Origin of the sequence: Planococcus ruber (assembly GCF_022819085.1) — a bacterium.
In the GTDB taxonomy this organism is placed as follows: Bacteria; Bacillota; Bacilli; order Bacillales_A; family Planococcaceae; genus Planococcus; species Planococcus ruber.
Genome location: NZ_JALHAG010000001.1, coordinates 1,084,125 through 1,109,180, shown reverse-complemented (window position 1 = coordinate 1,109,180; position 25,056 = coordinate 1,084,125). Strand labels below are relative to the sequence as shown.

The window sequence follows — 25,056 nt, the reverse complement described above, 5'->3', positions numbered from 1 at the left end:
CAGGCGGCGTTTTTCTATAGGCTATTGATGGTTACAATGACTTTAAACAAATCTCCGTCCACTTCGATTTTCATTTCTCCCCCGTGGAGGTCTACAATGGACTGGGCAATCGCTAAGCCTAGCCCCGAGCCTTCAGTCTGCCGCGAAGTGTCGCCGCGTTTAAAGCGCTCAAACAATTCATCTGTATTCTCTCCCAATTCATAGCGCGTAACATTTTTAATCGTAAATTCCGCTTGGCCATCCCGGTCCTGCAAGTTGATATAGACACGGGTTCCAGGCATCGCATATTTGATGGCGTTTAAGATTAAATTATCGAGCACTCGCCACCACTTTTGGCCGTCTGCTTGCACGTAAAGCGGACTCTCCGGAGAAGCGACGCGGAAATCCAGTCCAGACGCTTCAATATCTTCTGCATGTTCTGCCAGAGCTTGAAGGAGCAGTTGGTTCAGGTCCAGCCTTGTTCGGTTAAGTTCCATATTGCCGCTCGCCATTTTCGAAACTTCGAATAAATCTTCGATCAGCGTTTTTAACCGCTGTGATTTGCGGTCCAGGATATTGGCATAGGAAAGCCGCTCCTCTTCCGATAAATTCGGTGTTTTCATCAAATCTGTATAGGTAATGATGGACGTCAGCGGCGTACGCAAATCATGGCTGACATTCGTAATCAATTCGGTTTTCAGCCTTTCGCTTTTCGCCTGTTCAGACATTGACAGCCTTACGCCTTCCTTCAGGCGGGTGAGCTGCCGGGCATGGTCGGCTAAAGGCGAATGGCCTTTAATCGGGATGTCTTGGTTTAAACGGCCTTCGGCCATTTCTTTTGTATTCCGCATCAAAATGTTCAAATAGCCAAAGCGGCTCATGGTGATCAATAAAACTGGAATCCCGATAAAGAGCGTAGCGGGAATCCAGACAATCAGAATTCCCCAACTCATAAACATGGCGGCTGTCCCCATCCCCCATAGGAAAATGATAAACAGCAAAATCAGCATTTGAACACCGATTGATTTTTTCAAAAAGGCCTGGCTCGCCGTTTTTAAGCTCTTGAAAATTGAACTGTTCTTGATATCCTGTTCCAAGTGCTGCCAGCCTTTATAAAAATTAAGCATCCAGATAATTTGAATAATAGCTAAAGCGATAAAGACGACAGCCAGGATAAACTGCCAGGCCAAACCGCTGCCGTATCGGAGCATATTATCAGACCAGGAATACTGCAGCATATTGATAAATTTTCTGCTGCCATAAGGCAAGGCCAAAAGCAACGTCAGAACCAATAGGAAAAGGCGTGCTTCCAACGGCAAGCTGCTCCATTTTTCATTCAACGGGCTGTCTACAAACCACTTTCTGTTGAAAGGCAGTTTGGTCAAAAGCAGCACAACTCCTACAACAGCCAGGCCAGCCATTACATACAACATGTACTTTGTGAACGTAAAATGATCAAACAGACTGCCATTAAAAGATTCGCTTAACAGCTTCCGGTCAATTTGCAGCGTTCCTTCAAAATTCGCATCCGATAAAGGAAGTGGAAATTCCATGCTTTGGACTTCGCTTCCGTAAAAATACTCGGAATCCATGGTCAGTGGATTGCCAGGCGTATATTCTTTCTTAAAATAAGGATTGCTTTTCAACTCCCCTTTTTTAAAGGTTTCGCCTGTCTCTAAATTTGTCAGGCTATAAACGAAATAGTCATAGTCTTCCTTGAAAGAAAGTTTTTGCCGGTTCAATTCCTGGGTGGTTTTCTCCACTTCATTTTTCCGTTCGGCAATTATTTTTTCTTTAACTACATTATCATCTGCAAAGTTACTGCGAATCGCTTCTATTTTGTTGTCCCGTTCTTCCGTCAGTATCTTCTCTACACTGGCATTCCCGTTTGCCTTTGCCTCGTCGATATCCGCTGCGTATTGATTTTGGATGCTTTGGACTTGTTCGCTTAAGGTTCCATAGCGCATCCGATATTCTTCAATCTGCTCTTGTGTAACAGCTCCCACATCTTCCGCGTTTACCGGATCCAGCTCCAGCGCAATCAAACTGTTTTCAAAATAGGAAAGGTCGTTGTCAAAATCTATCGTGTCCAGATAGGATTTGCCGAAATAACCTTTTCCCGACTCTAATACACTGAAAGAACTGACTAAAATGATTGCCAGAAGGATCAGCCATATCCATTTTTTCAATTCAGGCATCCCCTTTCGATAATGCACGGAGAGATGCCATCAAATCCACAGCAGGAAAATTCACTAACAACTCAAAAATAAAAGATAAACAATAAGCCAAGCTGAACAATGCGATGACAACTGCGACGATCGACCAAAAATCATTTTTCAATTTTGTAGCCAACGCCCCACACCACCTTTAAATACCTCGGATTCTTTGGATCGGTTTCAATCTTCTCCCGGATTTTCCGGATATGCACCGCCACAATATTTTCTGCATTATAAGCCGGTTCATTCCAGACCCGTTCATATATATCGTTGATGGAAAAAACACGCCCCGCGTTGGCCATCAATAATTCGGTTATTTTAAATTCTATCGGCGTCAATTTGATCGAATCTCCGTGCAATGTCACTTCTTTCGATTCCGAATCCAGCACCAGGCCTTCAATTTCAATCCGCTGCGCCTTGTCTTGGTAGGTACCAAGAGTAACGTAACGTCTGAGTTGGGACTTTACCCGGGCGACCAGTTCCATCGGATGGAACGGCTTCGTTACGTAATCATCCGCCCCTACAGACAAGCCATGGATTTTATCCGAGTCTTCCGCTTTAGCGCTAAGCATAATAATCGGGATATTGCGCTGTTCCCGGATTTTAAAAGTGGCTGAAATGCCATCCAGTTTCGGCATCATGATATCCAATATGATGACATGCACTTCATGGGTTTCTAAAAGCTCAATGGCCTCCAAGCCATTAGCTGCTTTAAGCACTTGATATCCTTCATTTTTCAAATAGATTTCAATGCCGTCGCGAATGTCCTGGTCGTCGTCTGTGACCAATACTGTAAAAGGAGCCATCAGTTTCACCTCTTCCGTTTATAGATTTTATTATAAAAGGCAATTCTTAAGCACAACGAAGGAAAAATATGAAGAAATTCTTAAGAAAAGCGGAAGCGCCCGTTCAGCTCCGACAAGCTTAAGAGGAGCTGGAAATTGCAGCTGCCGCTTTCCGCTTCCCGAAAGTTAAGATAAGAATTCCGCCTAATAGCAGGGCCACTCCTATCCAAGCTGTGCTGGATAGCACTTCCTGCACGATGAAAACACCGAGAATGGCCGCTGTCAGCGGTTCGGCCAGCGACAGGGTAACGGCCGACGAAGAAGGGATTTTTTTCAACCCTGTTGAAAATAAGATGTAAGAAAGGCTTGTCGCACCGATTCCCAGATATGCAATGACGCCAATATTTACAGGATCTGCGATGTAAGATAAATCCAACACAAATAAAAATGGAAGCAAGAAACACGCACTTATCGAGAAAATAACGGCGACGGCAGGAACGGCTTCCATTTGGCTTAAAGCATTTTTACTAACCATTGCATAACCGGCAAAAGCGGCGCCTGCCCCTAAAGCCAATAAAACACCTGTAAGCCGAATGGCAGAAGAGTCCCCGTTTGTAAACAGCAATATACAGCCCACAATGGCAGCAGCTGTTGCCCAAGCCCACACGCGATCCGGCCTGCGTTTCAACACGATCCATTCGATCATTCCTGAGAACACCGGTGCACTTCCAATTGCGACTACTGTACCGACAGCTACTCCAGTTAATTGAACTGCCGAAAAAAAGAGGGGCTGAAACAGTGCCATAGCTGCCGCTGAAAGAAAAACTGCCGGCCAAGGAACCGCACGAAAAACAATTTTCTTAGCTGCAAGGGCTACTAACAACAGGGCAAACCCACCGATTCCAAGCCTCAAAGCACCGATTGCCAACGGATGCGCCGCCCCTACGATAAAACTTTGAGCCGTTCCGGTAGTCCCCCACAGCATAGCAGCCAGCAACACGTATATATAGGACCGAAAATACATCTAAAACCCTCCTGATTGCTTGCTCTTATAAGCTAGCTTACACGAATTATAAGATTTGAGATACCACCTTCCTTCTATTATAATTAAAAGAAAAAGAGGAGATGATCATATGTATATGACAGTCCCGGAAACTGCCGCGTTTTTATCGATGCCTGAAGAACAAGTCAACCGCTATGTATTAGAAGGCCGTATTCGTGCAGTCCATGACGGTGAACAGTACTTGATCAACACCTCCCAATTCGAAACGCATTTCCAACAGTTGGAATTAGCCAAGGCCGAACTGGCCGAATGGCGGGCAACGCCTATTCCGGATGATGTGGATATTAAAGACGAGGACTAAGATTCGCCTATGAGAAAAGCATCTCACCGCTGGAGCGGCGAGATGCTTTTTAGTTGGATTTCTTTAGCAAGTTGACGTGGTCAGTGGTACCGTCCTCCCCAAGAATAAACTGCAATTCGTAATCTCCAAGATAGTAGATAACATTGGTTTCTCCTGTGGCAGAAATGGTTCTTTCTTCTGCCGGCTCGCCAATTTCTTTCAGCAGATCTTCTTTCGTAATGCCGCCTAAATTCGTTTGTCTTTCCACATTCGTGCCATAATACCGTGCTTCTTTCATCACATCATTTTCGTCATATGCGATTTGATAAGAAGCTTGCCCCATCGAACCGTGGTAGAAATCGAATTCTCCTGCCTGCTCCTCAGGTTCCGAGATTTCGGCATACACTTCTTCACGCGTGCTTTCCCCTACCGTAAAACCGCTCGCAAAGCGATAAACCGTTCCTTTTTCTGCATCTTCTACAATGCCTTTCAATGTATCGATTGCCATTTGTTTTTGTTCATCTGAGATTTCTTCTGTTGATTCAGTTTCTCCATCAGCAGCTTCTGCGTCTTCTGTTTCGTTTGTTTCACCTGCAACTGCATCTTCTGAAGTTTCCTGCTCTGCTTCTTCAGCAGTTTCTGTATCGTCTGGCATCTCTTCTGCGATTGTCTCTTCTGTCGTGACGTCTGCCTGATCCTCCGGTTCATCCGAACAAGCCGCTAAACCGAACGCCAATAAAGCAACTGCACCCATCGAAAAAATTTTCGTACGCAAAGCGTCCACATCCTTTTATTAGAATAACTTTCATACTTAACTAGACGTTTCAGCTCGGAAAATGTCTCACTTTTACTCAAATTAATAAAAAAACAGGCTGCGGGATCCACAACCTGTTTCTTGAGCTACTTCTTCATTTAAAGTGGATACCGGACAAATTGTTTCTGGCTGTCGATCGACTTCTTGTTTTTTTCAACCATCCGTTCGAAATTCAATGCAGTCATCGTTTCATAATCTGCATGTTCCGCCATGTCCAGATTGCGTAAATTCTTTTGCAGCATGTCTTTATTTTCCGCGATGCCCTTAACGAATTTCTGTTCTTCTTTCATCAATCGGTCCCATCCGTCCTGCTTCTCCAAATAAGCGGCAAAAGAACGGATTTCTTCATTCTTTTGGACTAAAGTATGAAGAGTAGTGTATTGGTACATACTCATCTGATTCGCCGTTTGCTGCGTTCTGAGCACGTCTTCTTCAGTGATTCTTCCAATTTTCAGCGCTTCATCATAATAATTTTTATAGCCTCTTGTATCTTCATTGAATTTTTGTTGAAGCTCCCAAAGAACAGCGAACGCTTTTCGCCCTTCAAGCACTTTGGCATCAGTTGTAGAAACGGGAATATTTAAAGGATTGGTATAATATTCCGTTGGGATATTCAGCCGTTCTCCTCCGGCATTCAATATGCTTGAGCTCAAGTCCGCAAATAAAGAAAGATTGGACTGCGCTTCCATCGCTTCTTCCCTTACCTCGTCGCCGGTGCTGACATAAGCCGTCCCGACGACTTCATTATTTTTCGTGAACCCGCCCATATAATAAGGTTTGCCGTTCACTTCCCAATAAACCGGGTTTACGAATGCGCCTTCCGTCCACTTTTTATGTTTTTTCACTTTTTTCATTAAAAGTTTAGTCGTTTGATCATCCATGGTCGCCTTCATCTCCTTTGGTTGTCACTTTCTAGATGATAACATTAACCGAACAGTGCGTTCCAACCTTTAGAGATTGCTCCGCCCACTTTCGAAGCCGTATTTTTGATGCCGTCCCAGTTCTTCGCTACGTAGCCAGTGAGTTTCGATGCGCCCCAAATGGCTGCGCCTGCTACAACGAGGCCAGCGCCAATCGCCTGGCCGCCCGGAATCGCTGCAGCTACTCCGCCAGCGCTCATCAATGTAGAGCCGAAGCTTGCTGTTGCATCTGTCACAGCTGCTGTACGTTCTGCACCTGTTGAATTGCTGTCTTGAAATACGCTAATGGCTTGAGCTGTGTTATTGTAGGTATCAACTGCTCCAAAAACGGTGCCCACTGCTGCCGTTGCCACGTTGAGCTTCCCCAGTGCGCCCATAGCCGATGATCCGGCCTGCGCTGCACCGCTCATCATGGAACCGGCAGCCGTTGTATTTGTAGCAATGTTCGTGCCGGATGTAAGCGTCGAAATCGCGCCTCTTGCATCTTGATAAACGTCGACTCCATCCGAAACATCCGAGGCAAAGTCGAGAATCGGACTATCAATTCCAAGCTTCAACCCATTTAACAGTGATGAACGCAGGAAGGAGCTCGTGCTGCCTCCCATCGTATCGGCAGCATCTGCATTAAAAGATTCCGAAGCTAACCTTACTTGCCCCAAAATGACATCGTTGCCGATGTAGCTTGTAACTTCCCAAGGTGTAGGTGAGTTCGAATCAGAACTGCCGGTGCCGCCATCCGTCCCATTCCCGGAAGATCCGTCACCGTTCGTTCCATTGCCAGTGGTGCCGTTGCCATTTGAGCCGTTGCCGGACGTTCCGTCACCGTTCGTCCCGCTGCCATTTGATCCGTCGCCGTTCGTTCCGTTGCCATTCGTCCCGGCACCGCTTGAACCATTGCCGGATGTTCCGTCACCGTTCGTTCCGTTGCCCGAAGTTCCATCTCCATTCGTGCCATTGCCGCCGGTGACATCTCCGTTCGTCCCATCGCCGGAAGTCCCGTCACCCGATGTTCCGTCACCATTGGTTCCATCACCTGAAGTCCCATCTCCATTCGTGCCGGTGCCGTTGGTTCCATCTCCGTTTGTGCCGTCGCCTTGCCAGCTTTCGCCATTGGTTCCGTCTCCGGACCACGTATCGCCGGACCAGGTGTCTCCTGACCACGTATTGCCTTCCCACGGCGTCCCTTCCCAAGTATCGCCGGACCAGGTGTCCCCTGACCACGTATTTCCCGTCCACGGCGAAACCGCAAATGCAACAGAACCGAAAAATGATTGGGCGACAATAAGCAGAATTGCGGTTAATGCAAATATGCGTTTGATCGTCGATTCCATTTCTTCCCCTCCTTTATTCATTCATTAATCTTGCATCGCCATATCTTGGTGATCAATTGAGAACAAACTTAGCTCTTCTTTCCACTTCAATACAAAAGATGCCAGAATTAGATAAAACAAAGGCAAAAATAAGGTATTCAAGAAGATATGGCAAATCGCGATAGCCAGGAAAGAGTTCGTGATATCCAGCACTAAGGCTTGGACAATTGCCGAAATAATAAATTCGCCGACCCCAAAACAGAAAATCAATAAAATAACTTTCCAATGCTGCCGTTTGAAAATCCGGCCGCTTTCCCGTATGGATGACCAAACCGATTGATTATCGATAATCGCAATAACCGGAGCCATCACAAAAATTGCCAATAAAATGACGCCGGGCAGAACAAACAATGCAAAACCAATTGTTACCAGCAAACCGGCGACTACCGAAAAGACAAAATAGTGAAAGCCCTTTAAAGCAAATTGAAAAAATGCCTGCCTTAACGGCCGGTCGTGCCCAATCTCTTCAAAATGCCAAAAGTATACGAATGGTACAAGCGTAAAAAAGAACAAAATAAACACAATGAAAGCCGAATAAATATCTCCAAAGCCAAACAGTGCACCATTCGTAGGGGTAATTGCCAAAATGTAGTTTGATGCAAAGAACTGCAGCAAAATGATCGGAAGCTGGATAAACAGGACCAACAACAGCAACCGCTCATATTTCTGTCCAAAAAAACTGAACGCCGAACGAATCGGATGTTCCATCGTAAAACCTCCTGTCGTTTATGATTGTTGAAGCTGCGCCAAATGATTTTTTCTCATGAACGGAAGTGCAAGCCCCACTGCGAGTGCGGTGAACGGGAAGCTCCCGTCACTGAACAGCCATTCTCCTACTGTGACCGGTACAAATATGGCATAAAAGAAAATCATCAATACAAGATAAATTCTTCTCCACTTTTTTTCTTTTTTCATTTTTCCACTCCTATTCCAACGAATACGTTCTGCCTTCCCACCCAGCTAATTTCTGGACGAACAGGATCTCAGGGCCTTTAGAAGACTTGGTTAAATTTTTAACGGCTCCGGCAAAAAAACCGTTATAGCCGATGGCACTGGCTTCTTTCGAAGATTTGACGACCACTTGGCCATTATCGAACACGGTCATTTGCGCCCCTGCCAATTCCCCGCCATTTGCCAAGATGGTATTTCGGGCACTTTCTTTCATCGAATTGATCCACCGGTATTCCATCTCATCATTCAACATTTTCTTGAGCAATCCACCGCCTAATCCTTTGTCCATTTCACTGGACAATACCCGGTCAATCGCTTCATTTTGAATTTCGTTCAATGAATACTCCGCCATTTCACCTGACAGGTTGTTCACTTCTTTTTCAATCAGTTCGGCTATAGTGTCTTCTTCCTCTTCTGGTGCAGCCTCTTCAGGCGGTTCTGTTTCCCCGCCTTCTTCTTCAGCCTCTTCTGCCAGCATTTCCTTTAGCTTTGTCTCATAATCTGAAATGAAATCGGGAAGATCCTCATACAAACTAGCCGTTGCCGCTAAAGCCGCTTGCTGGGAAGTGGAGATGGCCTGCTCTTTTACAATCAAAGCGCCTGCTAAATTGAGAATGAGCACAAACAAGATGATCATGACGCTTAATAGGCCAATGACAAACAATGCGATATTCCCTTGCTCATTGTTTAAATAAGATTTGAACTTTTTCATTTGATCACCTTGCCTGACGTATCGGCAGTGTATGAAAAAGTGGGTTTTCCTCCTCCAAACATGCTGGCAGGAAGAAAGACAAAATCAATGTTGACGCTTACCGAGGCGGTAAAATTATTCGACCCGGAAATCGGCGCGCCAGCAAAGCTGATATAGCTGCCGCCCGCGTCTACGATATTTTGCGCAGCTTGCGATGCTTCACCTGCATCCGCTGTGACCGAATAAACTTTCGCGGCTTCGCTCACCGCGGATTCTGCAATCATCAGCCCGTGAAATCCGGCGATAAACTGCCAGGCAATCATCATTACTGAAAATACGAGAGGGACCATGCCCAAAAACTCGATAGTTGCCGATCCTTCTTCATTGGTTAATGTTCTTTTCATGGTTTCCACCTCACCTGATAGACTCCCGCTTTTCCGGCTTATCCTGCAGGGGGCGCATGTATAAGCCGGAAAAAGGGGAGTCCCCTTTTTGCTGTCATTCTGCCTCGTCTGGATATTTGTCACTGATCTGCTTCCGCATTTCTGACAGGCCTTTCTCTTTCACTTCGTTCAATTCTGAAACGAGCGGCCCTTTTGCTGCGTTGGCTACATCACTGATTTCATACACTTTTTTCTCGAGAACGCTTTTTTGGTCCCAGTTGATATAACCGGCTTCACGCAAATAACGCAGCCCTCTATTTAATGCCAGCTCCTGCTTCAAAGCGGAAGCGCTCCAATTATTTTCAAATTGCTGGATGGCCAGCCAGCTGTCATTGCTCGCTTTCAAGACATCCAATTCGGAGTTTTGCTTCCAGCTCTTCCAGTTTTTCAATACTTCCTCAGATTGCTTAAACTGTGCAGTCAATTGCTTGCCGTCTGTCACATTTGAGAAGATCCCTTCTGCTGCTTTAGCGACGTCTTTCAATTGCTGCTGGGCTTCGGCGTCTGCATTAAAACCAATGACGTTGATAATTGGCGCTACGTCGCTGTCCGCTAGAGATTTCGCTACCGCTACCGGGTCTCCCCCGCAAGTTTCAATGCCGTCGCTGACCATATAAATTAAGTTTGTATTCGTTTGGCTGTCCAACCCTTCAAAACTTGCCTGAGCCGATTCCAATGCTCCGGCAACCGGCGTCCATCCTGCTGGTTCAAATGTATTCAAAGCCTGCTCGAATTTTGCTTTATCATAGGTCCCGCGCTCGTAAACTTCATCGATTGCTGCACATGAGGCCGCCTTATCTTCTTCTGAACCTGTACCTTCATGGCCGTAGATCCGCAAGGATACATTCGCCTCTTCCGGAACTTGTGCCATGAAATTGCGGATGGATTCTTTCGCGAGCTCCATACGGGTTTTGCCGCCTACATAGTTGGCCATAGACCCACTGGCATCCAAAATGACTTCCACGTTGTAGTTTTCTTTAAAAGCAAAACGTTCATCTGCTTCCGGTGTTCCGGAAAGTGCAAACTCCAATTGATCCAGTACATCCTGAGGATTCTGGAAATCATAGGCAACGATGGAATAAAGATAATTGAAATATAAATCCATTTCTTCCCCAGTTGCATTTTCTTTTAGAGGCGGCACTTCTCCGAATGCTTCGAAGAAGGCGGGCTCAATTTCTTCTTCATCACCGCTTGATAGATCCAGATGTCCAATTTTGCCGACCGGCTGGCTGATCAAGTCTTGATCGGTCTCCGGCAAGGCAATTAAATCCCCTTCCGAAATCACTTCTTCCAGCCCCGGCTCTTCTTCAACTTTTTCTTCGGGTTCAGCTGCAGTCTCCTTATCGGTTTCTGCATTGGTTTGTTCGCCGGCGTCTGCTGCCTTCGGTTCTTCAGGTTCGTCTTGCTGGCAGGCTGCCAATACCAGCACAAGCAACGATGCTGCTAAAATCTTGCCTAATTTCATCGTATGCTCCTTTCATGATGCGTATTCATTGCAATATCCGGCTTCAGGCGATAGCCCTTATACCAAGAAAAGCAGGGGGAGATTACTCCCCGCCGCCGATTTTTCCGATGAATCCATTAAATTTCTCTACAAGCGTCGTTCCAAAGTCGCCGCCTGAGAATGCTTGGGAAACTACACCTACTACGATGACAATAACTGCTGCAATCCCGATCCATTCCAACGTTTGAGATCCTCTTTCGTTATCTACTGCCGTTTTCATTGATGTCACCATTTGCAAGCTAAGGTCGTTTAATTTTTCTTTCATGTTAAATTCCTCCTAAAGTTTTATAGTATGTTGAAAATGCTGTTTTCTCCGTAAATCATATTCAGCAGCATCAGGCCTGCAATCATCATGATTGAAACCGGCGCCACTACAAATGTTGTTACCAAAGTGACTTTCGGCGATGCTTTGGCTGCCAGTTCTTTGACGCGCTCCTGTCTTAGCTGGCGCATATCTTCCGCCTGGATCTTAAAAGTCGTTGCGATAGGCACCCCTAGTTTCATGCCTTGGAGAAGAGATTTGATCAATTGCTGAAACTCTTCATTGTCATTGCGTTCCAGCAAGTTCCGATAAGCCGTTTCACGTTGCACCCCTAGGTCAATTTCCTGATTGAAGCGCATAAATTCCTCTCGGAGCGGACCGTCGAAAAAGCGTATCACCTCCCTTAATGCCTGGTCTAGGCTAACCCCAGCCTGAATACTCGTACTGATGGTATCCAGAAAATCGGGCAAATCCATTCTCAGTTTTTCCTGGCGTTTTTTCGCTTGCGACCTCACTAAGTAAATCGGGATAAAGTAGCCGATCAGCGGCAAGAAAACCAGGCCGTATTTAGAGAAGGGCAAGCCGATGATAAATGCGAGCATCGCTGCAAAAAATCCGATAATGAACAATAAAATCTTCAATCCTTGAAAGCGGGCAACCGTCAATTCATAAGGGTTGCCGGATTTTTTCAGCCAGTCGGCCACTTCAATGCTTTCACTAAAGAAATTGATGCGCTGTCCCAGTTCCGAAAATTCATCTGCATAGCCGCTTAACCGGCTGAACAGATTGGCTTTTTGTTTCTGTTTTTTCTTTTTCTTATCGAAACCATCAATCTGCGTCGTTTCGGAAACGTGCACGAGCACGCCCCTTTTTTCACTTACATAGACGGACCAGTTGCGGATTCCTAAAATCACCATGAACCAGAAGACAATAATCGTAAAAATAATGAGCGCATCCAAACCCTTCACCTACACTTTTATATTTGTAATTTGACGAATCAGGAAAAATGACAAGATGATTCCCAAGCCGAATGCAATCATCATAATGATGCCAATTGGCGTAGTCAGCGGATCCGTAAATCCATCAATGATGTTGTTCATGAACAAAAGAATGAATATGGGCATCGCCGGAACGATCAGCGAAATATAGCGCTGCTCAGAAGTCATCGTTTGGATGGTCTGATGCAGCAATTTCCGGTCTTCCAAGGTATGCGACATCGTTTCAAGCGTTGCCGCCAAATTGCCCCCTGTCCGCTTCTGAATCAGCAAGGTCGCGATAAATAATTGAAAGTCCCGCGAACTGTTCCTTTTCTGGACGGCCCTTAGCGCGGTTTCAAACGGCACTCCCAGTTTCAATTCATTCGAGAGCCGCTTGAACTCATCTTTCGCCGGTTCATTGACTTCCCTTGCCACCAAGTCAATTCCTTGGGTGATGGTCATTCCCGATCTGGCGCCATTCGCCAGAAGCCGGCAGACTTCACTGAGCTGTTCATTCAGGCGTTCTTCGTACTTGTTTTTTCGGATATAGAACAATAGAAAATGGCTGCTTACTAAAATACCGATGGTCAATATAATGCTTGGCAATGCCGCCATGCTGAAAATCATATTGAAAACCACGTAGAGCATGAGAACGCCCAGCACATGAATGCCGATGTATTCAGAAGCCAGCAGCGAAACGTTGGCGCTTTTGAGTTTCTTCGTCAGCTTCTCAGACATCGGAGATTCATCAAATCGGTCTCCCCAAAGGCTGATGGCACTTTTTCTTTTTTCTTCGGGATACCAGGTTTTGAGCTTTTTCTTCCACTCCTGTTTTCCTCTGCGGTAGTCAAGGAACAAATAAACGCCAAAGAGCAGCGCCAAAACTGCTGCACTATATAAAATGGCAATGCTTATGTCCATTGAGCCACCTCCTCCTTGACATGGAACATGGATTCATCCAAATCGATGCCGAATACCTTCAGGTGGTCCAGACATTTCGGAATATAGCCGGTCGGAGTAAAATGGCCGATGACTTCGCCATTTTTGCCGGTGCCGGTCCGCTTGAAAATGAACACATCCCGGATTTTAACGCCTTTGTCTTCATCTACATATACTTCTGAAATATTGACGATTTTGCGTTGCCCATCCCCGAGACGGTCAGCCTGGATGATATAATCCAGTGCTCCGACGATATACTCCCGGACGATTTCACTTGGCAAATCCATTCCTGCCATGATGACCATACCTTCGACCCGGCTAATGGCATCAACCGGCGAGTTGGAGTGGACGGTCGTCAGCGACCCTTCATGCCCGGTGTTCATTGCCTGCAGCATATCGAAAGCTTCCGCTCCCCGGACCTCCCCGACAATGATTCGGTCCGGACGCATGCGCAGCGAGTTCCGCACCAATTGGCGGATGCTGACTTCCCCTTGCCCTTCTACGTTTGGCGGACGCGCTTCCATACCGACAACGCTTCCCCTATTCAGCCTCAACTCTGCCGAATCCTCAATGGTAATGACCCGTTCATGGAGCGGAATCGATTTCGCTACAGCATTCAGCAGCGTCGTCTTCCCGCTCCCGGTTCCGCCGGAGATTAAGATATTAAGCTTTGCTTCTACAAGAGCCCGGATGAATTTGGACATGTTTTCATCCAAGGAAGAAAGCCGCAGCAAATCTTCCATTTCAAAGGGCTCTTTCCGAAATTTCCGGATCGACAGCAATGTACCGTTTAAACTGATGGGCGGAATGACGGCGTTCACCCGGCTGCCATCGGGCAAGCGGGCATCAACCATCGGCGAACTTTCATCAATTCGCCGGCCAAGCGGAGCGATTACCCGGTCGACAATGTGCCGGACATGCTCTTCGTTTTTAAAGGTGATATGGGAAGATTCCAGCCGGCCGTTTCGCTCCACGTGGATTTCTTTCGGTCCATTCACTAAAATTTCCGTAATCGTCGGATCTTTCAATAATTGCTCTAATGGGCCAAAACCCACTGTTTCATCTATTAAACGCGTCAAAAGCATTTCGCGGTCGGTTTTCGAGATGACCACTTTTTCTTCGAGCATAAACTGGCTGATCAGCCGTTCAATCGACAAGCGGCGCTCAGATTCTTCAGCGGCTATCAGCGGCTCTAAATTGGTTTCTGCCAGCAGGCGCGCTTTGTAATGCTCCAGCAATTCTTCCAAATATGGGCTCATTACTTGGGCGCTTTGTACCGCTACAGTCTCGCTGGCCGCCGCTGCTGATTCGGTTCTTTTCCGTTGAAAGAGCGACATCGCTTTCCCTCCTTCCTTTTAAAGTGGATTATTTCAGCATGGATACGACCCATTTCCGCATATCTTTTGCAGCGGGAGTAAGTTTTTTCTCTTTGGGCAATTTCCGGAGTGTCTCACCTTTGTTGATCGCGGTCTGTATTCCTTTTATATCGCGTCTGATTTCAGCTGCCACAGGGTATTCGATAAAACGTTCAATATCTTTCTTGCTTAATTCGTTTTCCCGTCCGACTTCATTCAGCACCAATTCCAGCCGGTCTGCAGTTGGAATCCCAAGCTTTTGGAACAATTCTTCCGTATGTTTGAAAACACGGATGGAAGGCGTATCCATTAACGTTGTGTAATAGATGCGGTCTGCTTCGACTAAGGCCGTATACGTACGTTCATCCATATTCACCGGCAAATCGACGATGATGAAATCATAGGCCCGGCGGCATACACGCAAAAGACGTGTAACAAAATCTTCTGTAATGTACTCAGCAAGTTCTGCATCGCAGGGACTGATGAGCAGCTCCATTTTCGATAGAGGCTCTTTTTCCGTTACGTTGCGTAAATGCTGTTCGGTCATTTCTTTGATGACCGGCTCCAAATCCAGAATATTTCTTGTGGTTTCTACACCCAAGTACGACTCCCCGCCTCCAAATTGCAGGTTGAGGTCGATATAGAGCACTTGAGCGGTAGACTCGAATTTTAAGGTTTGGGCGAAAGCAGTGCTCAATAAAGTTTTTCCGCTTCCTCCCTTGCCGCTATAGAAAGCGAATACTTGTCCGCTCCCGCGCTTGAAACTCAATTGCTTTTCTTTTTCTGGAGACTTTTCAAGCCGCGCAAGCATAATCGCCAATTGGTTTTCCAAGCCATTCAAATCTTCAGGAATGACGAAATAATCAATTGCCCCCGCTCTTACCAGATCGCGGAATAACTGAAAATCGTGGCTTTCGTGCACAAAGACCACCGGCGTCCCGTTAAGTTCTTGCTGGAGATAGGCATGGGTTTCCAAGTCCTTCCCAGGTTCGTGCAATAAAAGAACGAGCGCCGGATCCACGTTTTTCAGCTCCGAACGCAAATGGGTAGGATCAAGCCACATATAGTCAAACTCACCTTCAAACTGCCGAGTGAGCAATGTAAATAATTCATTTTTCTGTCCGACAATCAATAGTTTCGATTCTTTCATATCCAAATCCCTCAGCTCTCCGGAGACGTTTCGGCTGCGTCATCCTGTTCTTTCTTGTCTGCTTCTTTTTTCTCTTCTGCTTTAGGTTTTTCTTCTTTCGGTTTTTCTCCAGCTTTTTCTGCCGGTTCTTTGGCAGCTTCCGTTTCAGCAGCTGTGTCCGTTTCCGGCAGGTCTTCTTTGCCAGCACCGACATTCGCTTTGATAATGCGGACACTATCTGCATAATTCTGCATATGTATTAACTTAGGTGCCTGTTCGAGTGAAACTTCCAGCTGCACGCCAGCAAACTTCTTATTGTCATTGGCTACACGCGCCACTTTTACGTCTTTCATGAAAATCTGTGTTTTGTTTTCATTGTCAAAACGGACAGAGACGATAATGTCAACCCGGTCCAAGGCTTCCAGCTCTTCGTCGAAAAACACACGATCCGAAGCCATTAAAGTGATGAGGCGATTATTCTCTTCCATTACTGCGGAAGCTTGCTTCAACATATTTTTCGTTATGAAGTCCCCTGCTGATAAAGGGATAACGGATACCTTATTTTGGAGGTCATCCGTGCTTGTAATATGCTGGTCGGTTAAAAACTTTTTTGGTATCTCTTCGACAGTTACGTCTTTCGGTGTGATGATGCTTCGAGAAGCGATATCCCCTTTGGCCGCATAGACTTTGACCATCGTCCCCAAATCGTTATTCAATTCCTTCACTTTCGATAATGTCAGGAAACCGGCCGTTCCTGCTAGAATGGCAGCTAGCACGAAAAAGATAATTGCTTTTCTTTTGGATTCAATCATTTTGGCACTCCCTTGGCATTAGGCATCTATTTCTCTACTTCTCGGCATTAGCAGGAAACTTTTTGCTCTTTGCTAAAATTTTCTTCGTTTAATAAAATTGGCAATATTATCCTTCACTTTTTATCTATATTTTAATTTCCTCTATATGCTTATCATTAAATTTATAAAGCTGTCAAAATCGTTTTTGTAAAAATGTACTTTTTACAGACAAAAAGTCTCATAGGTATTTTTTCCCTTCCGTGTCACAATGCCAACTATTCATTATCCTTTCATTTTATTTTGGGACCATCCTCCTTATAATGCTGCTCTATCCTTTTACCTTGCTTCTATACCTTTCATTCCCTTCTTTTAATCGGGACTTTTTAATCATTTTTTCAATTTTTTCATTATTAAAAAACCTCGAATTCAAGAGTTATTCAATAGAGATAAATACTCAAGACTTTGAGCTTAGTTATTCGCAATTGCCAATCTTGATATCAAGGTTTTTTCTTTTAATTTCCAATTATTTTTTCATTTTAATTATTGAATGTTTTTGTTCCTCTGCAATAAATCACCAAAAATAATAAAAAAATATAAAAAAGACAGAGAAGCTGGAAAAGCTTCTCTGTCTTTCGTCTGTCAAAATTAATCAGGTTGATAATTTAGACATGATTGCATATTCAAGTTTTTTTCTGATAAAGCCGCTCCATTTTTCAAATTCCACCAGAAATCCATCATGTCCAAACTTTGTTTCGATGATTTCCCAAGCGGCCCGAGGCTGAGATTCCAGCCATGGAACCATCAATTCACTCGGATAAAGAAAATCGTGCGTAAACGATAGCGCAAAAATTTCCACATCCAGAATTCCATCGCCTATATCATGGGTGTTCATCGCTTTTAAGAGCGTCAAATAACTATTGGCATCAAAGCGGTTCGCCAGTTTCTGCCCTTGATACCCCAAGTAGGATTCTACGTCATAGACGTGCCCAAAAGGTTTTCGGCCAAAGCGCTGATTGAACATTTCGCTGCTGCGGTATGTCACCATTCCGGCCATTCTCGCCACTTCAAAGCCTTTTATATCAGATGACTGTCTATAATAGCCGTTCTTAAAATGCGGATCGTTTTCAATCGCTTGAATGCCGATGTAATTGAAGGCGATGCCGTAGGCACTATAATAGGGGGTTACCGCAAGCGGAAAAATAATGTCCACAAATTCCGGATGGGATCTTCCCCATTCCAAGGTTTTCATGCCGCCAAGCGAGCCTCCAATAACTGCAGCCAAATGTGAAATCCCGAGTTCTTTCAACGCTTGATATTCCGCTTGGACCATGTCTTTTATCGTAATCGCCGGGAAAGCGGAACGATAAGCCTTCCCTGTTTTGGGATTGGTGGACAAGGGGCCGGTAGAGCCGTTGCAGCCCCCTAGCACATTGAACGTGATGACTTGGAAAACATTGGTGTCCACGGCATTTCCTGATCCGATCAATCCGGACCACCAGCCTGGAAGATCTGCGGTCCCTACTGCATGCTGATCTCCCGTCAACGCATGGCAAACGAGAACAACAGGACCGCCTTCGTTGCCGGTTCGTTCAAAGGCAAGCTCTGCATTTTCCAAGACTTCTCCAGATTCAAGAACCAAATTGCCGATGGATACACTGGTCATCCGTTTCCCCTCCTAGACGTTTTCAAGCACTGCCGATTTAATGGCCTGCTCCAGATCAGCGATTAAATCTTCCGGATCTTCAAGCCCGACCGACAAGCGGATCAATTCTTCTGTGACCCCTGCCCCCTCCAATTCTTCTTTGTTCAATTGCTGGTGGGTAGTAGATGCCGGATGGATTATCAGCGATTTCGCATCGCCGACGTTTGCTACATGCGACCACAATCCGACGCCATCAATCACTTTGCGACCGGCTTCACGGCCGCCTTTGACTCCGAAACTCACGATTGAACCATAGCCGTCTTTCAAATATTTTTTCGCCAGCTGATGGGATGGATGATTTTCAAAGCCGATGTAATTAACCCATTCGACTTGTGGATGCTGCTGAAGATATTCTGCGACTACCCGTGCATTGCTATTATGGCGTGGAATTCGCAAATGCAGGGTTTCAAGTCCCTGCAAGAAAGCGTGGGCGCTTTCCGGGCTTAGTGAAGGACCGAAATCGCGCAGCAATTGGACACGCAGCTTCGTCGCAAATGAAGCGCCTTCTGCATCAATGCCGTAGCGGATGCCATGGTAGCTTTCATCCGGCTCCGTGTAATTCGGGAATTTCGGATTGTTCCAGTTGAACTTTCCGCCGTCTACCACAACCCCGCCAATGGTCGTTCCATGGCCGCCAATCCATTTCGTCGCGGAATGGATGACGACATCTGCACCAAAAGCGATCGGATTGCTGCCGTACGGAGAAGCGAACGTATTGTCGATCAATAAAGGAATTTGGTTTTTGTGGGCGATTTCCGCCACTTTTTCCACATCAAATACATTCAAGCTTGGGTTTCCGATAATTTCACCGAAGATCGCTTTGGTTTTATCCGTGATGGCTGCACGGAAGTTTTCCGGATCTGTTCCATCCGCAAATTTCACTTTGATGCCGTAGCGCGGAAGTGTGTTGGAGAATAAGCTTACCGTACCGCCGTATAGATTGCTGTCAGCCAAAATTTCATCGCCCGCCTCAGCGACGTTTAAAATAGAAAATGCAATGGCCGCCATCCCGGAAGACAAGGCAACAGCTGCTGTCCCCCCTTCCAGCAAAGCGACGCGCTGTTCAAAAACGTCTACCGTCGGATTCATAATGCGCGAATAGATATTTCCGGTTTCTTTTAAACCGAAGAGATTTTGGGCATGCTCTGAACTTTTGAATACATAAGAAGTGGTTTTGTGGATGGCTACGCCTCTCGCGCCTGTCGTTGGATCGGGTTCCTGTCCGCCGTGCAATAAAAGCGTTTCGGGTTTGAAATTTGTCATTTTTATTCCTCCTAGTTTTTATTGATGAAAACCGAAGACGAGGAGGGAATAGAAAAAAGCCCTCTTCGTTAAGAAGAGGGCCGTCATATACGGAAATACCTCCTCTCATCTGCCAGACCGTTGCCGATCTGTAGGATTTAGCACCTTTCCAAGCAATTGCTTGGTGGTTGCCGGGCATCATAGGGCCTATTCCCTCCGCCTCTCTTGATAAGAGTATTCAGATTTAGTTTTTCATCTTGTTTAGCAGTATAAAAACATCGTCTACATTTGTCAAGCGGATAATTCAAAAAATTTTGAAACCTCCACTTCTCTTTAAACGTTTAATACTTTATAGAGGAGATGATGAGATGATTCTTTGGTTTACCTGCACTCTTATAATTGGTTATTTAATTGGTTCACTCCACGGATCCTCCATCGCACAGCTGATTTCAGGGATCAATGTCAAAAAAGAAGGCGTAAAAAACTCCGGCGCTTCCAACGCGGCAATTGTTCTCGGTTGGAAATTCGGCGCACTTGTCGCTTTGATCGACATTTCCAAAGGAATCGCCGCTGTCTTGGGGTTAAGGATTCTATTAAATCAGTTCAATTTATCTGGCGAATTGGCCTGGACATTGCTGTTTGTTATGAGCGCGGCTGTCGTCATCGGCCACAACTTCCCGTTCTATATGAACTTTGACGGCGGAAAAGGCACTGCGTCCATTATTGGCGTCATGCTTGCACTGGATTGGAAACTGGGGCTTGCCGGCGGATTGCTGCTGGTCGCTTGCGCTTTAGCAACAGATTATTTGGTCGTTGGCGTTCTCGTCCTGTATGGCATGCTGTTCGCCATCGCCTATTTTCCAGCAGACGGCATTTGGCCGCTTCTCACAGCCTTCGGACTTTTTGCCATGGCTTTCTGGAAACACATCGAAAACATTAAACGAATCAAAAACGGAACAGAAAGCAAAGTTTCTTCTGTCTTCCGCAAGAAAGCCGGGCCGGTTTAATGGCCGGCTTTTTAAATTTTAAATTATTTTTAAAAAGTTTCTTGACTTTTCTGCGTTGACGCACTAAAGTGAGAATTACAAATCGAATAGATACATCACTTTCTTATCCAGAGAAACCGAGGGACAGGCCCTATGACGTTTCGGCAGCGGATTCGCTTTTAGCGAAAACTGTGCTAATTCCTGCAAATGCATATATGTGCATTTGGAAGATGAGAATTGAGATGGTTTCAGTACGGAGCCCTCTTTTTTCTTATGGACAGGAAAAAAGAGGGCTCTTTTTGTTTTATTCTTTGCAGATTTGTATGATTTCGATTTACACAGCAACAGCATGAGGAGGCTATTTGAATGATTCAATTTGAGGGGGTTACAAAAACCTACCATTCCGGGAAACAGGAAATCCACGCATTGAACGGCATCGATTTAACTGTTGAAACCGGCGAAATATACGGCGTGATCGGCTTTAGCGGCGCGGGCAAGAGTTCGCTTATCCGCACAGTCAATTTACTGGAACGCCCCACAAACGGACGGGTGCTCATCCACGGCAAAGACATTTCCACCCTTACCAGCAAAGAAATCCGCGATACCCGAAAAGACATCGGGATGATTTTCCAGCATTTCAATCTATTGAATTCAAAAACGGTATTCCATAATGTCGCGATGCCGCTGATTTTGGCAAAAACGCCGAAAAACCAAATTAAAGAACAAGTGAAAAGCCTGCTTGAATTTGTCGGCTTGGCGGATCAGGCGGAAAAATATCCGGATCAGCTATCCGGCGGACAGAAGCAACGAATCGGGATTGCTCGGGCATTAGCGACCAACCCTTCCGTCCTGCTTTGCGATGAAGCTACATCCGCCCTTGATCCCCAGACGACCCAGGCGATTTTAGACTTGCTGCGGCGCATCAACCGCGAATACAATATCACGATATTATTAATCACTCATGAAATGGGAGTTATCCGGGAAATTTGCGATAAAGTCGCGGTCCTCGAAGCTGGAAAAGTCATCGAGCAAGGTTCTGTATACGAAGTTTTCACCAATCCGCAGCAGCCGACCACTCAGCGATTTGTCCGCTCGGTCATGAACGATGAGCTGCCGGAATCGCTGTTGACGAAAATCCAAGATCCAGCGCAGAACCATTCCATCTACCGCGTCCAATTTACAGGCTCGTCAGTCGGACAGCCGCTCATGTCTCAAGTATCGCGCGAATTCAATCTTGATCTCAATGTCCTATTCGGAAATATCACGGAACTGCAAGGCGAACCATATGGCAACTTAATTGTTGAGTTTTCGGGAAGTTTAAGCGAGATCCAACGTGCGCTGACTGCGATCCGCAGCGATTCGGTCAAAGTCGAGGAGGTAAAAAATTATGCTAGTTAACAACGAACAGATAATAGAAGCCTTATGGGAAACGGTTTATATGACCGGCGCTTCGTTCTTATTCTCAATCATTATCGGTTTCCCGCTTGGCATCTTGCTTGTCGTAACTAGAAAAGGGCATTTGCTGGCAAACGAACCGGTTTCAAAAGTGTTGAACGTCATCATCAACATTTTCCGGTCAGTGCCTTTCATCATTTTGATGGTCGCGATTATTCCGCTCACCCGGTTGATTGTCGGTACATCCATCGGCACTGCCGCTGCCATCGTGCCGCTAGTGTTTTATGCAGGGCCGTACATTGCCCGCCTGATTGAAAACTCACTTCTCGAAGTCGACAAAGGGGTCATCGAAGCAGCACAGGCGATGGGTGCAACGCCGGGCCAAATTATTTTCCGTTTCCTCATCCCGGAAGCTTTAAGTTCATTGGTCCTCGCTTTAACGATTGCGATTGTCGGATTGATCGGTGCATCTGCAATGGCGGGGGCTATCGGAGGCGGCGGCCTTGGAGACTTGGCCATTACTTACGGCTACCAGCGCTTCGACACAGTCGTCATGCTGATTACCGTTGCTATACTCGTTATTCTTGTTCAAGGCGTTCAGTCTGCCGGCAACTTGCTATCTAAAAAAGTACGAAGAAGTTAACTATATTAAGTTGAAGAAAAGAATCCCTTATAAAAGTCGCTTGGCGCTAAGAGATTTCTTGATATGGAGCAAAACAGCGGAGACTCCTGCGGCTTAGCGATTCGACCGATACACCGCAGGAAGCGAAGTGGACGAGGAGGATTGGGCGGGAGCCCGCTGGAAAGCGCAGCTATTTTGCGGAATATCAGTTAGTGGATTCTTTAGCTCTACTTATATACAAATAATTTATTGGAGGAATACATCATGAAAAAAATTACATTGACGGTTTTATTCGCATTATTGGCATTGGTCCTTGCGGCTTGCGGCGATGATGCTTCAGGTGAAGAAGGAAACAGAAAAATAACGCTCGGCATTAGCGGATCCGATACATCCATTTGGGATTTCGTTGCAGAAAAAGCGGAAAAAGAAGGCATTGACCTTGAAATCATCACATTCTCTGACTACGTGGCACCGAACTTGGCGCTTGCTGAAGGCGAACTGGACTTGAACGCCTTCCAGACCATTTCTTATTTCGACGAGTTTGTAGCTGAACATGATATCGACATCGTACCGATCGGGTCAACCGTAATTGCACCGATGGGCCTCTACTCTGACAAATACGAATCAATCGATGAACTGCCAAACGGATCACAAATCGCCGTACCGAACGAAGCAACGAACATGGGACGCGCTTTGCTTCTTCTTCAAGAAGCAGGCTTGATCAAATTATCGGACGATGCAGGACTTACAGGCACAGCTGATGACATTATTGAGAACCCGAAAAACATTGAAATTATGCCGATGGTTTCAGGGCATACGCCGCGTGCAATGCCGGATGTTGCCGGATCAATCATCAATAACGGCGTCGCAGTTGATGCTGGCTTGAATCCAACAGAAGATCCAATTGCTGCAGAAAGCGATACAGCAACTCCTTACATCAACCTGATTGCAGCAAGTGCTGAAAATGCCGAAGACGAAGACTTCTTGAAAATTGTAGAACTTTACCAGCAAGACGATACAGCTGATTTCATCGTAGAACATACAAAAGGCGCTTCCATCCCGACATTTATCCCAGTAGAAGAATTGGTTGATTATCAGTAAGAAAAGCGGAAACGGCCGTTTAGCCTCGACAAGCTTAAGACGAATTGCCGAAGCGGCGCTTTTTGCCGCACAGGCGAGACGGCTTAAGACCTCGAGAGGCTGGCCGTTGGAGTCTGGACAGTAAGAAAAGCGGAAAGAGCCGGTTAGCTTCGGCAGTCATAAGATGGACCACGAGGAGGCTGTTGCCGCCGCAGTGGGCCAGCTTATGGCCGAGAAGCTGGCTCTTGCAGCTGGACAATAAGAAAAGCGGAAACGGCCATCCATACACCAAAACCTAAGGAGGAATTTCAATGACAGCAATCAAAGAAGCAGCTCAAACCATTTCCCAATCCATCGAATCAAACCGTGGGGTCTATATCGAAACCAGCCAAGCGATCCATGCGAAACCCGAAATCGGAAACGAAGAGTTCTTCGCCAGCGCCACTTTGGTGAAGCTGCTCGAAGAAGCAGGATTCACTGTAGAAACTGGCGTCGCCGGGCATGAAACAGCATTCTTTGCGAGCAAAGACAGTACGCTTCCCGGCCCAACCATCGCTTACTTGGCAGAATACGACGCTCTCCCTGGAATTGGCCATGCTTGCGGACACAATATTATTGGCACAACGAGCGTCGCTGCTGCGATTGCGTTAGCTGAAACCCTCCCGGCAACCGGCGGCCGCGTTGTCGTGCTTGGCACACCAGCAGAAGAAGGCGGCCCGAACGGAAGTGCGAAAGGAAGTTTTGTAAAGCATGGTTTCCTTGAAGGCATTGATGCTGCGCTCATGATCCACCCATCCGGAAAAACAGCCGTCACTGGCCCTTCCCTCGCAGTGGATCCGCTAGAATTCCATTTTTACGGAAAACCGGCCCATGCAGCGGGCGCTCCAGAAGAAGGCATTAATGCCCTTGACGCTGTGCTCCAGCTTTTCAACAGCATCAATGCCCTTCGCCAGCAATTGCCTTCAGATGCACGCGTCCATGGCATCATCACCCATGGCGGCGATGCTCCAAATATTATTCCAGAATATGCAGCGGCCCGCTTTTACATTCGCGGCGATTCATGGAAAAAGACTTCTGACACGGCCGCAAAAATCCGGGCGATTGCAGAAGGCGCTGCACTGGCTACAGGCACAACCGTTAAAATTGTGCGCTTCCAAAATGAAGTGCAGGACCTTGTGTTGACTCCCGCTTTAGATCAGGTAGTCCAAAGCGAACTGGAAGCAGTCGGCGAAGAGGTGGCTACTTCCCGCGCGAAAGGCCTTGGATCAACCGATGCCGGCAATATCAGCTATGCCGTGCCGACTGCGCATCCTTATATCAAAATTGGACCGGATGACTTGGTTGGCCATACTGCAGAGTTCCGGGAAGCAGCTAAATCAGATGCAGGCAATGAAGCGTTGATTAAAGGCGCCAAAGCGTTAGCGAATACAGGCTACCGTTTATTGACCGAACCGGCTTTGCTGGCTGAAGTAAAGGAAGCCCATGCAAAAGCCTTGCAGGATAAACAGCTATAACCCAAAAAGCCGGAACTTCCTTAATCGGAAGTTCCGGCTTTTTGTT

General features: G+C 46.3%; 26 protein-coding genes and 2 riboswitches. Of the genes, 6 read left to right on the top strand and 20 right to left on the bottom strand.

Features of this window, described 5'->3' with window-relative positions; all coding sequences use genetic code 11:
• Nucleotides 1–14: 14 nt before the first annotated feature.
• The 4 genes from MTR82_RS05680 to MTR82_RS05665 all read right to left on the bottom strand — a co-directional run bounded on the left by MTR82_RS05680 (nucleotide 15) and on the right by MTR82_RS05665 (nucleotide 4,004).
• On the bottom strand, nucleotides 15–2,168 hold the full coding sequence (locus MTR82_RS05680) for an ATP-binding protein (RefSeq protein ID WP_246808214.1): 2,154 nt from the start codon (nucleotides 2,166–2,168) through the stop codon (nucleotides 15–17).
• Between the two features lies 1 nt (nucleotide 2,169).
• Entirely contained in the window at nucleotides 2,170–2,331 is a 162-nt protein-coding gene (locus MTR82_RS05675; protein ID WP_246808213.1) for a hypothetical protein, read from the bottom strand.
• A complete protein-coding gene (locus tag MTR82_RS05670) occupies nucleotides 2,309–3,001 on the bottom strand; it encodes a response regulator transcription factor (protein ID WP_246808211.1) in 693 nt (230 codons plus the stop codon). The genes MTR82_RS05675 and MTR82_RS05670 overlap by 23 nt, the downstream gene beginning before the upstream one ends.
• Nucleotides 3,002–3,119: 118 nt before the next feature.
• Complete coding sequence (locus tag MTR82_RS05665) at nucleotides 3,120–4,004, bottom strand: EamA family transporter (RefSeq protein ID WP_246808209.1); 885 nt, start codon at nucleotides 4,002–4,004, stop codon at nucleotides 3,120–3,122.
• A gap of 109 nt (nucleotides 4,005–4,113) precedes the next feature.
• Between MTR82_RS05665 and MTR82_RS05660 the strand changes: the two genes are divergently transcribed.
• A complete protein-coding gene (locus MTR82_RS05660) occupies nucleotides 4,114–4,344 on the top strand; it encodes a helix-turn-helix domain-containing protein (protein WP_052650566.1) in 231 nt (76 codons plus the stop codon).
• 49 nt (nucleotides 4,345–4,393) lie between these two features.
• Here the strand turns inward: MTR82_RS05660 and MTR82_RS05655 are convergent, their stop codons facing one another.
• From MTR82_RS05655 to MTR82_RS05580, 16 genes are all read right to left on the bottom strand, one after another.
• Nucleotides 4,394–5,098, bottom strand: a complete 705-nt coding sequence (locus tag MTR82_RS05655) for a DUF4309 domain-containing protein (RefSeq protein ID WP_246808208.1) — start codon at nucleotides 5,096–5,098, stop codon at nucleotides 4,394–4,396.
• A 137-nt stretch (nucleotides 5,099–5,235) separates the two neighbouring features.
• Nucleotides 5,236–6,018, bottom strand: a complete 783-nt coding sequence (locus MTR82_RS05650) for a hypothetical protein (protein WP_246808207.1) — start codon at nucleotides 6,016–6,018, stop codon at nucleotides 5,236–5,238.
• 44 nt (nucleotides 6,019–6,062) lie between these two features.
• Nucleotides 6,063–7,388 (bottom strand): hypothetical protein, encoded by a 1,326-nt coding sequence (locus tag MTR82_RS05645; protein WP_246808573.1) that lies wholly within the window; start codon nucleotides 7,386–7,388, stop codon nucleotides 6,063–6,065.
• Nucleotides 7,389–7,412: 24 nt separating this feature from the next.
• Nucleotides 7,413–8,135: a hypothetical protein gene (locus tag MTR82_RS05640; protein WP_052650562.1), complete on the bottom strand. Its 723-nt coding sequence runs from the start codon at nucleotides 8,133–8,135 to the stop codon at nucleotides 7,413–7,415.
• An 18-nt stretch (nucleotides 8,136–8,153) separates the two neighbouring features.
• Nucleotides 8,154–8,342 (bottom strand): hypothetical protein, encoded by a 189-nt coding sequence (locus MTR82_RS05635; protein WP_052650561.1) that lies wholly within the window; start codon nucleotides 8,340–8,342, stop codon nucleotides 8,154–8,156.
• Between the two features lie 10 nt (nucleotides 8,343–8,352).
• Nucleotides 8,353–9,090 (bottom strand): Tad domain-containing protein, encoded by a 738-nt coding sequence (locus MTR82_RS05630; RefSeq protein WP_246808206.1) that lies wholly within the window; start codon nucleotides 9,088–9,090, stop codon nucleotides 8,353–8,355.
• Complete coding sequence (locus MTR82_RS05625; RefSeq protein WP_246808204.1) at nucleotides 9,087–9,473, bottom strand: TadE/TadG family type IV pilus assembly protein; 387 nt, start codon at nucleotides 9,471–9,473, stop codon at nucleotides 9,087–9,089. The genes MTR82_RS05630 and MTR82_RS05625 overlap by 4 nt, the downstream gene beginning before the upstream one ends.
• A gap of 94 nt (nucleotides 9,474–9,567) precedes the next feature.
• Nucleotides 9,568–10,977, bottom strand: coding sequence for a vWA domain-containing protein (locus MTR82_RS05620; RefSeq protein WP_246808202.1), 1,410 nt, complete (start codon nucleotides 10,975–10,977; stop codon nucleotides 9,568–9,570).
• 82 nt (nucleotides 10,978–11,059) lie between these two features.
• Nucleotides 11,060–11,281 carry a hypothetical protein gene (locus tag MTR82_RS05615; protein ID WP_052650557.1) on the bottom strand — a complete coding sequence of 74 codons (222 nt, stop codon included), beginning with the start codon at nucleotides 11,279–11,281 and terminating at the stop codon, nucleotides 11,060–11,062.
• A gap of 20 nt (nucleotides 11,282–11,301) precedes the next feature.
• The gene (locus MTR82_RS05610; RefSeq protein ID WP_052650556.1) at nucleotides 11,302–12,237 is read right to left on the bottom strand and encodes a type II secretion system F family protein; all 936 of its coding nucleotides are present in this window, start codon (nucleotides 12,235–12,237) and stop codon (nucleotides 11,302–11,304) included.
• Between the two features lie 9 nt (nucleotides 12,238–12,246).
• Entirely contained in the window at nucleotides 12,247–13,176 is a 930-nt protein-coding gene (locus tag MTR82_RS05605; RefSeq protein ID WP_246808200.1) for a type II secretion system F family protein, read from the bottom strand.
• Nucleotides 13,167–14,531 carry a TadA family conjugal transfer-associated ATPase gene (locus MTR82_RS05600; RefSeq protein ID WP_246808199.1) on the bottom strand — a complete coding sequence of 455 codons (1,365 nt, stop codon included), beginning with the start codon at nucleotides 14,529–14,531 and terminating at the stop codon, nucleotides 13,167–13,169. The genes MTR82_RS05605 and MTR82_RS05600 overlap by 10 nt, the downstream gene beginning before the upstream one ends.
• A 28-nt stretch (nucleotides 14,532–14,559) precedes the next feature.
• Nucleotides 14,560–15,699 (bottom strand): CpaE/TadZ family protein, encoded by a 1,140-nt coding sequence (locus tag MTR82_RS05595; RefSeq protein ID WP_052650554.1) that lies wholly within the window; start codon nucleotides 15,697–15,699, stop codon nucleotides 14,560–14,562.
• An 11-nt stretch (nucleotides 15,700–15,710) separates the two neighbouring features.
• The gene (cpaB, locus tag MTR82_RS05590) at nucleotides 15,711–16,490 is read right to left on the bottom strand and encodes a Flp pilus assembly protein CpaB (RefSeq protein ID WP_246808198.1); all 780 of its coding nucleotides are present in this window, start codon (nucleotides 16,488–16,490) and stop codon (nucleotides 15,711–15,713) included.
• A 628-nt stretch (nucleotides 16,491–17,118) separates the two neighbouring features.
• Nucleotides 17,119–18,132 carry a homoserine O-acetyltransferase MetX gene (gene metX, locus MTR82_RS05585; RefSeq protein WP_052650552.1) on the bottom strand — a complete coding sequence of 338 codons (1,014 nt, stop codon included), beginning with the start codon at nucleotides 18,130–18,132 and terminating at the stop codon, nucleotides 17,119–17,121.
• Between the two features lie 12 nt (nucleotides 18,133–18,144).
• Nucleotides 18,145–19,434: an O-acetylhomoserine aminocarboxypropyltransferase/cysteine synthase family protein gene (locus MTR82_RS05580; RefSeq protein ID WP_246808197.1), complete on the bottom strand. Its 1,290-nt coding sequence runs from the start codon at nucleotides 19,432–19,434 to the stop codon at nucleotides 18,145–18,147.
• Nucleotides 19,435–19,536: 102 nt separating this feature from the next.
• Nucleotides 19,537–19,648: riboswitch (SAM riboswitch) on the bottom strand.
• A 133-nt stretch (nucleotides 19,649–19,781) separates the two neighbouring features.
• Between MTR82_RS05580 and MTR82_RS05575 the strand changes: the two genes are divergently transcribed.
• From MTR82_RS05575 to MTR82_RS05555, 5 genes are all read left to right on the top strand, one after another.
• Nucleotides 19,782–20,420, top strand: coding sequence for a glycerol-3-phosphate acyltransferase (locus MTR82_RS05575; protein ID WP_246808196.1), 639 nt, complete (start codon nucleotides 19,782–19,784; stop codon nucleotides 20,418–20,420).
• Between the two features lie 100 nt (nucleotides 20,421–20,520).
• A riboswitch (SAM riboswitch) is annotated at nucleotides 20,521–20,636 on the top strand.
• A gap of 129 nt (nucleotides 20,637–20,765) precedes the next feature.
• A complete protein-coding gene (locus MTR82_RS05570) occupies nucleotides 20,766–21,797 on the top strand; it encodes a methionine ABC transporter ATP-binding protein (protein ID WP_052650549.1) in 1,032 nt (343 codons plus the stop codon).
• Complete coding sequence (locus MTR82_RS05565) at nucleotides 21,787–22,437, top strand: methionine ABC transporter permease (RefSeq protein ID WP_052650548.1); 651 nt, start codon at nucleotides 21,787–21,789, stop codon at nucleotides 22,435–22,437. The genes MTR82_RS05570 and MTR82_RS05565 overlap by 11 nt, the downstream gene beginning before the upstream one ends.
• A gap of 243 nt (nucleotides 22,438–22,680) precedes the next feature.
• Entirely contained in the window at nucleotides 22,681–23,517 is an 837-nt protein-coding gene (locus MTR82_RS05560; protein ID WP_052650547.1) for a MetQ/NlpA family ABC transporter substrate-binding protein, read from the top strand.
• Nucleotides 23,518–23,807: 290 nt separating this feature from the next.
• Nucleotides 23,808–25,010 carry a M20 family metallopeptidase gene (locus MTR82_RS05555; RefSeq protein WP_246808195.1) on the top strand — a complete coding sequence of 401 codons (1,203 nt, stop codon included), beginning with the start codon at nucleotides 23,808–23,810 and terminating at the stop codon, nucleotides 25,008–25,010.
• The last annotated feature ends 46 nt before the right edge of the window (nucleotides 25,011–25,056 follow it).

Bases quoted from the DNA above. Each gene is read 5' to 3' on its own strand.
- MTR82_RS05670 (WP_246808211.1), bottom strand. From the start codon at position 3,001: ATGGCTCCTTTTACAGTATTGGTCACAGACGACGACCAGGACATTCGC.
- MTR82_RS05665 (WP_246808209.1), bottom strand. From the start codon at position 4,004: ATGTATTTTCGGTCCTATATATACGTGTTGCTGGCTGCTATGCTGTGG.
- MTR82_RS05660 (WP_052650566.1), top strand. From the start codon at position 4,114: ATGTATATGACAGTCCCGGAAACTGCCGCGTTTTTATCGATGCCTGAA.
- MTR82_RS05650 (WP_246808207.1), bottom strand. From the start codon at position 6,018: ATGGATGATCAAACGACTAAACTTTTAATGAAAAAAGTGAAAAAACAT.
- MTR82_RS05645 (WP_246808573.1), bottom strand. From the start codon at position 7,388: ATGGAATCGACGATCAAACGCATATTTGCATTAACCGCAATTCTGCTT.
- MTR82_RS05640 (WP_052650562.1), bottom strand. From the start codon at position 8,135: ATGGAACATCCGATTCGTTCGGCGTTCAGTTTTTTTGGACAGAAATAT.
- MTR82_RS05635 (WP_052650561.1), bottom strand. From the start codon at position 8,342: ATGAAAAAAGAAAAAAAGTGGAGAAGAATTTATCTTGTATTGATGATT.
- MTR82_RS05630 (WP_246808206.1), bottom strand. From the start codon at position 9,090: ATGAAAAAGTTCAAATCTTATTTAAACAATGAGCAAGGGAATATCGCA.
- MTR82_RS05625 (WP_246808204.1), bottom strand. From the start codon at position 9,473: ATGAAAAGAACATTAACCAATGAAGAAGGATCGGCAACTATCGAGTTT.
- MTR82_RS05620 (WP_246808202.1), bottom strand. From the start codon at position 10,977: ATGAAATTAGGCAAGATTTTAGCAGCATCGTTGCTTGTGCTGGTATTG.
- MTR82_RS05615 (WP_052650557.1), bottom strand. From the start codon at position 11,281: ATGAAAGAAAAATTAAACGACCTTAGCTTGCAAATGGTGACATCAATG.
- MTR82_RS05605 (WP_246808200.1), bottom strand. From the start codon at position 13,176: ATGGACATAAGCATTGCCATTTTATATAGTGCAGCAGTTTTGGCGCTG.
- MTR82_RS05600 (WP_246808199.1), bottom strand. From the start codon at position 14,531: ATGTCGCTCTTTCAACGGAAAAGAACCGAATCAGCAGCGGCGGCCAGC.
- MTR82_RS05595 (WP_052650554.1), bottom strand. From the start codon at position 15,699: ATGAAAGAATCGAAACTATTGATTGTCGGACAGAAAAATGAATTATTT.
- cpaB (WP_246808198.1), bottom strand. From the start codon at position 16,490: ATGATTGAATCCAAAAGAAAAGCAATTATCTTTTTCGTGCTAGCTGCC.
- metX (WP_052650552.1), bottom strand. From the start codon at position 18,132: ATGACCAGTGTATCCATCGGCAATTTGGTTCTTGAATCTGGAGAAGTC.
- MTR82_RS05580 (WP_246808197.1), bottom strand. From the start codon at position 19,434: ATGACAAATTTCAAACCCGAAACGCTTTTATTGCACGGCGGACAGGAA.
- MTR82_RS05575 (WP_246808196.1), top strand. From the start codon at position 19,782: ATGATTCTTTGGTTTACCTGCACTCTTATAATTGGTTATTTAATTGGT.
- MTR82_RS05570 (WP_052650549.1), top strand. From the start codon at position 20,766: ATGATTCAATTTGAGGGGGTTACAAAAACCTACCATTCCGGGAAACAG.
- MTR82_RS05565 (WP_052650548.1), top strand. From the start codon at position 21,787: ATGCTAGTTAACAACGAACAGATAATAGAAGCCTTATGGGAAACGGTT.
- MTR82_RS05560 (WP_052650547.1), top strand. From the start codon at position 22,681: ATGAAAAAAATTACATTGACGGTTTTATTCGCATTATTGGCATTGGTC.
- MTR82_RS05555 (WP_246808195.1), top strand. From the start codon at position 23,808: ATGACAGCAATCAAAGAAGCAGCTCAAACCATTTCCCAATCCATCGAA.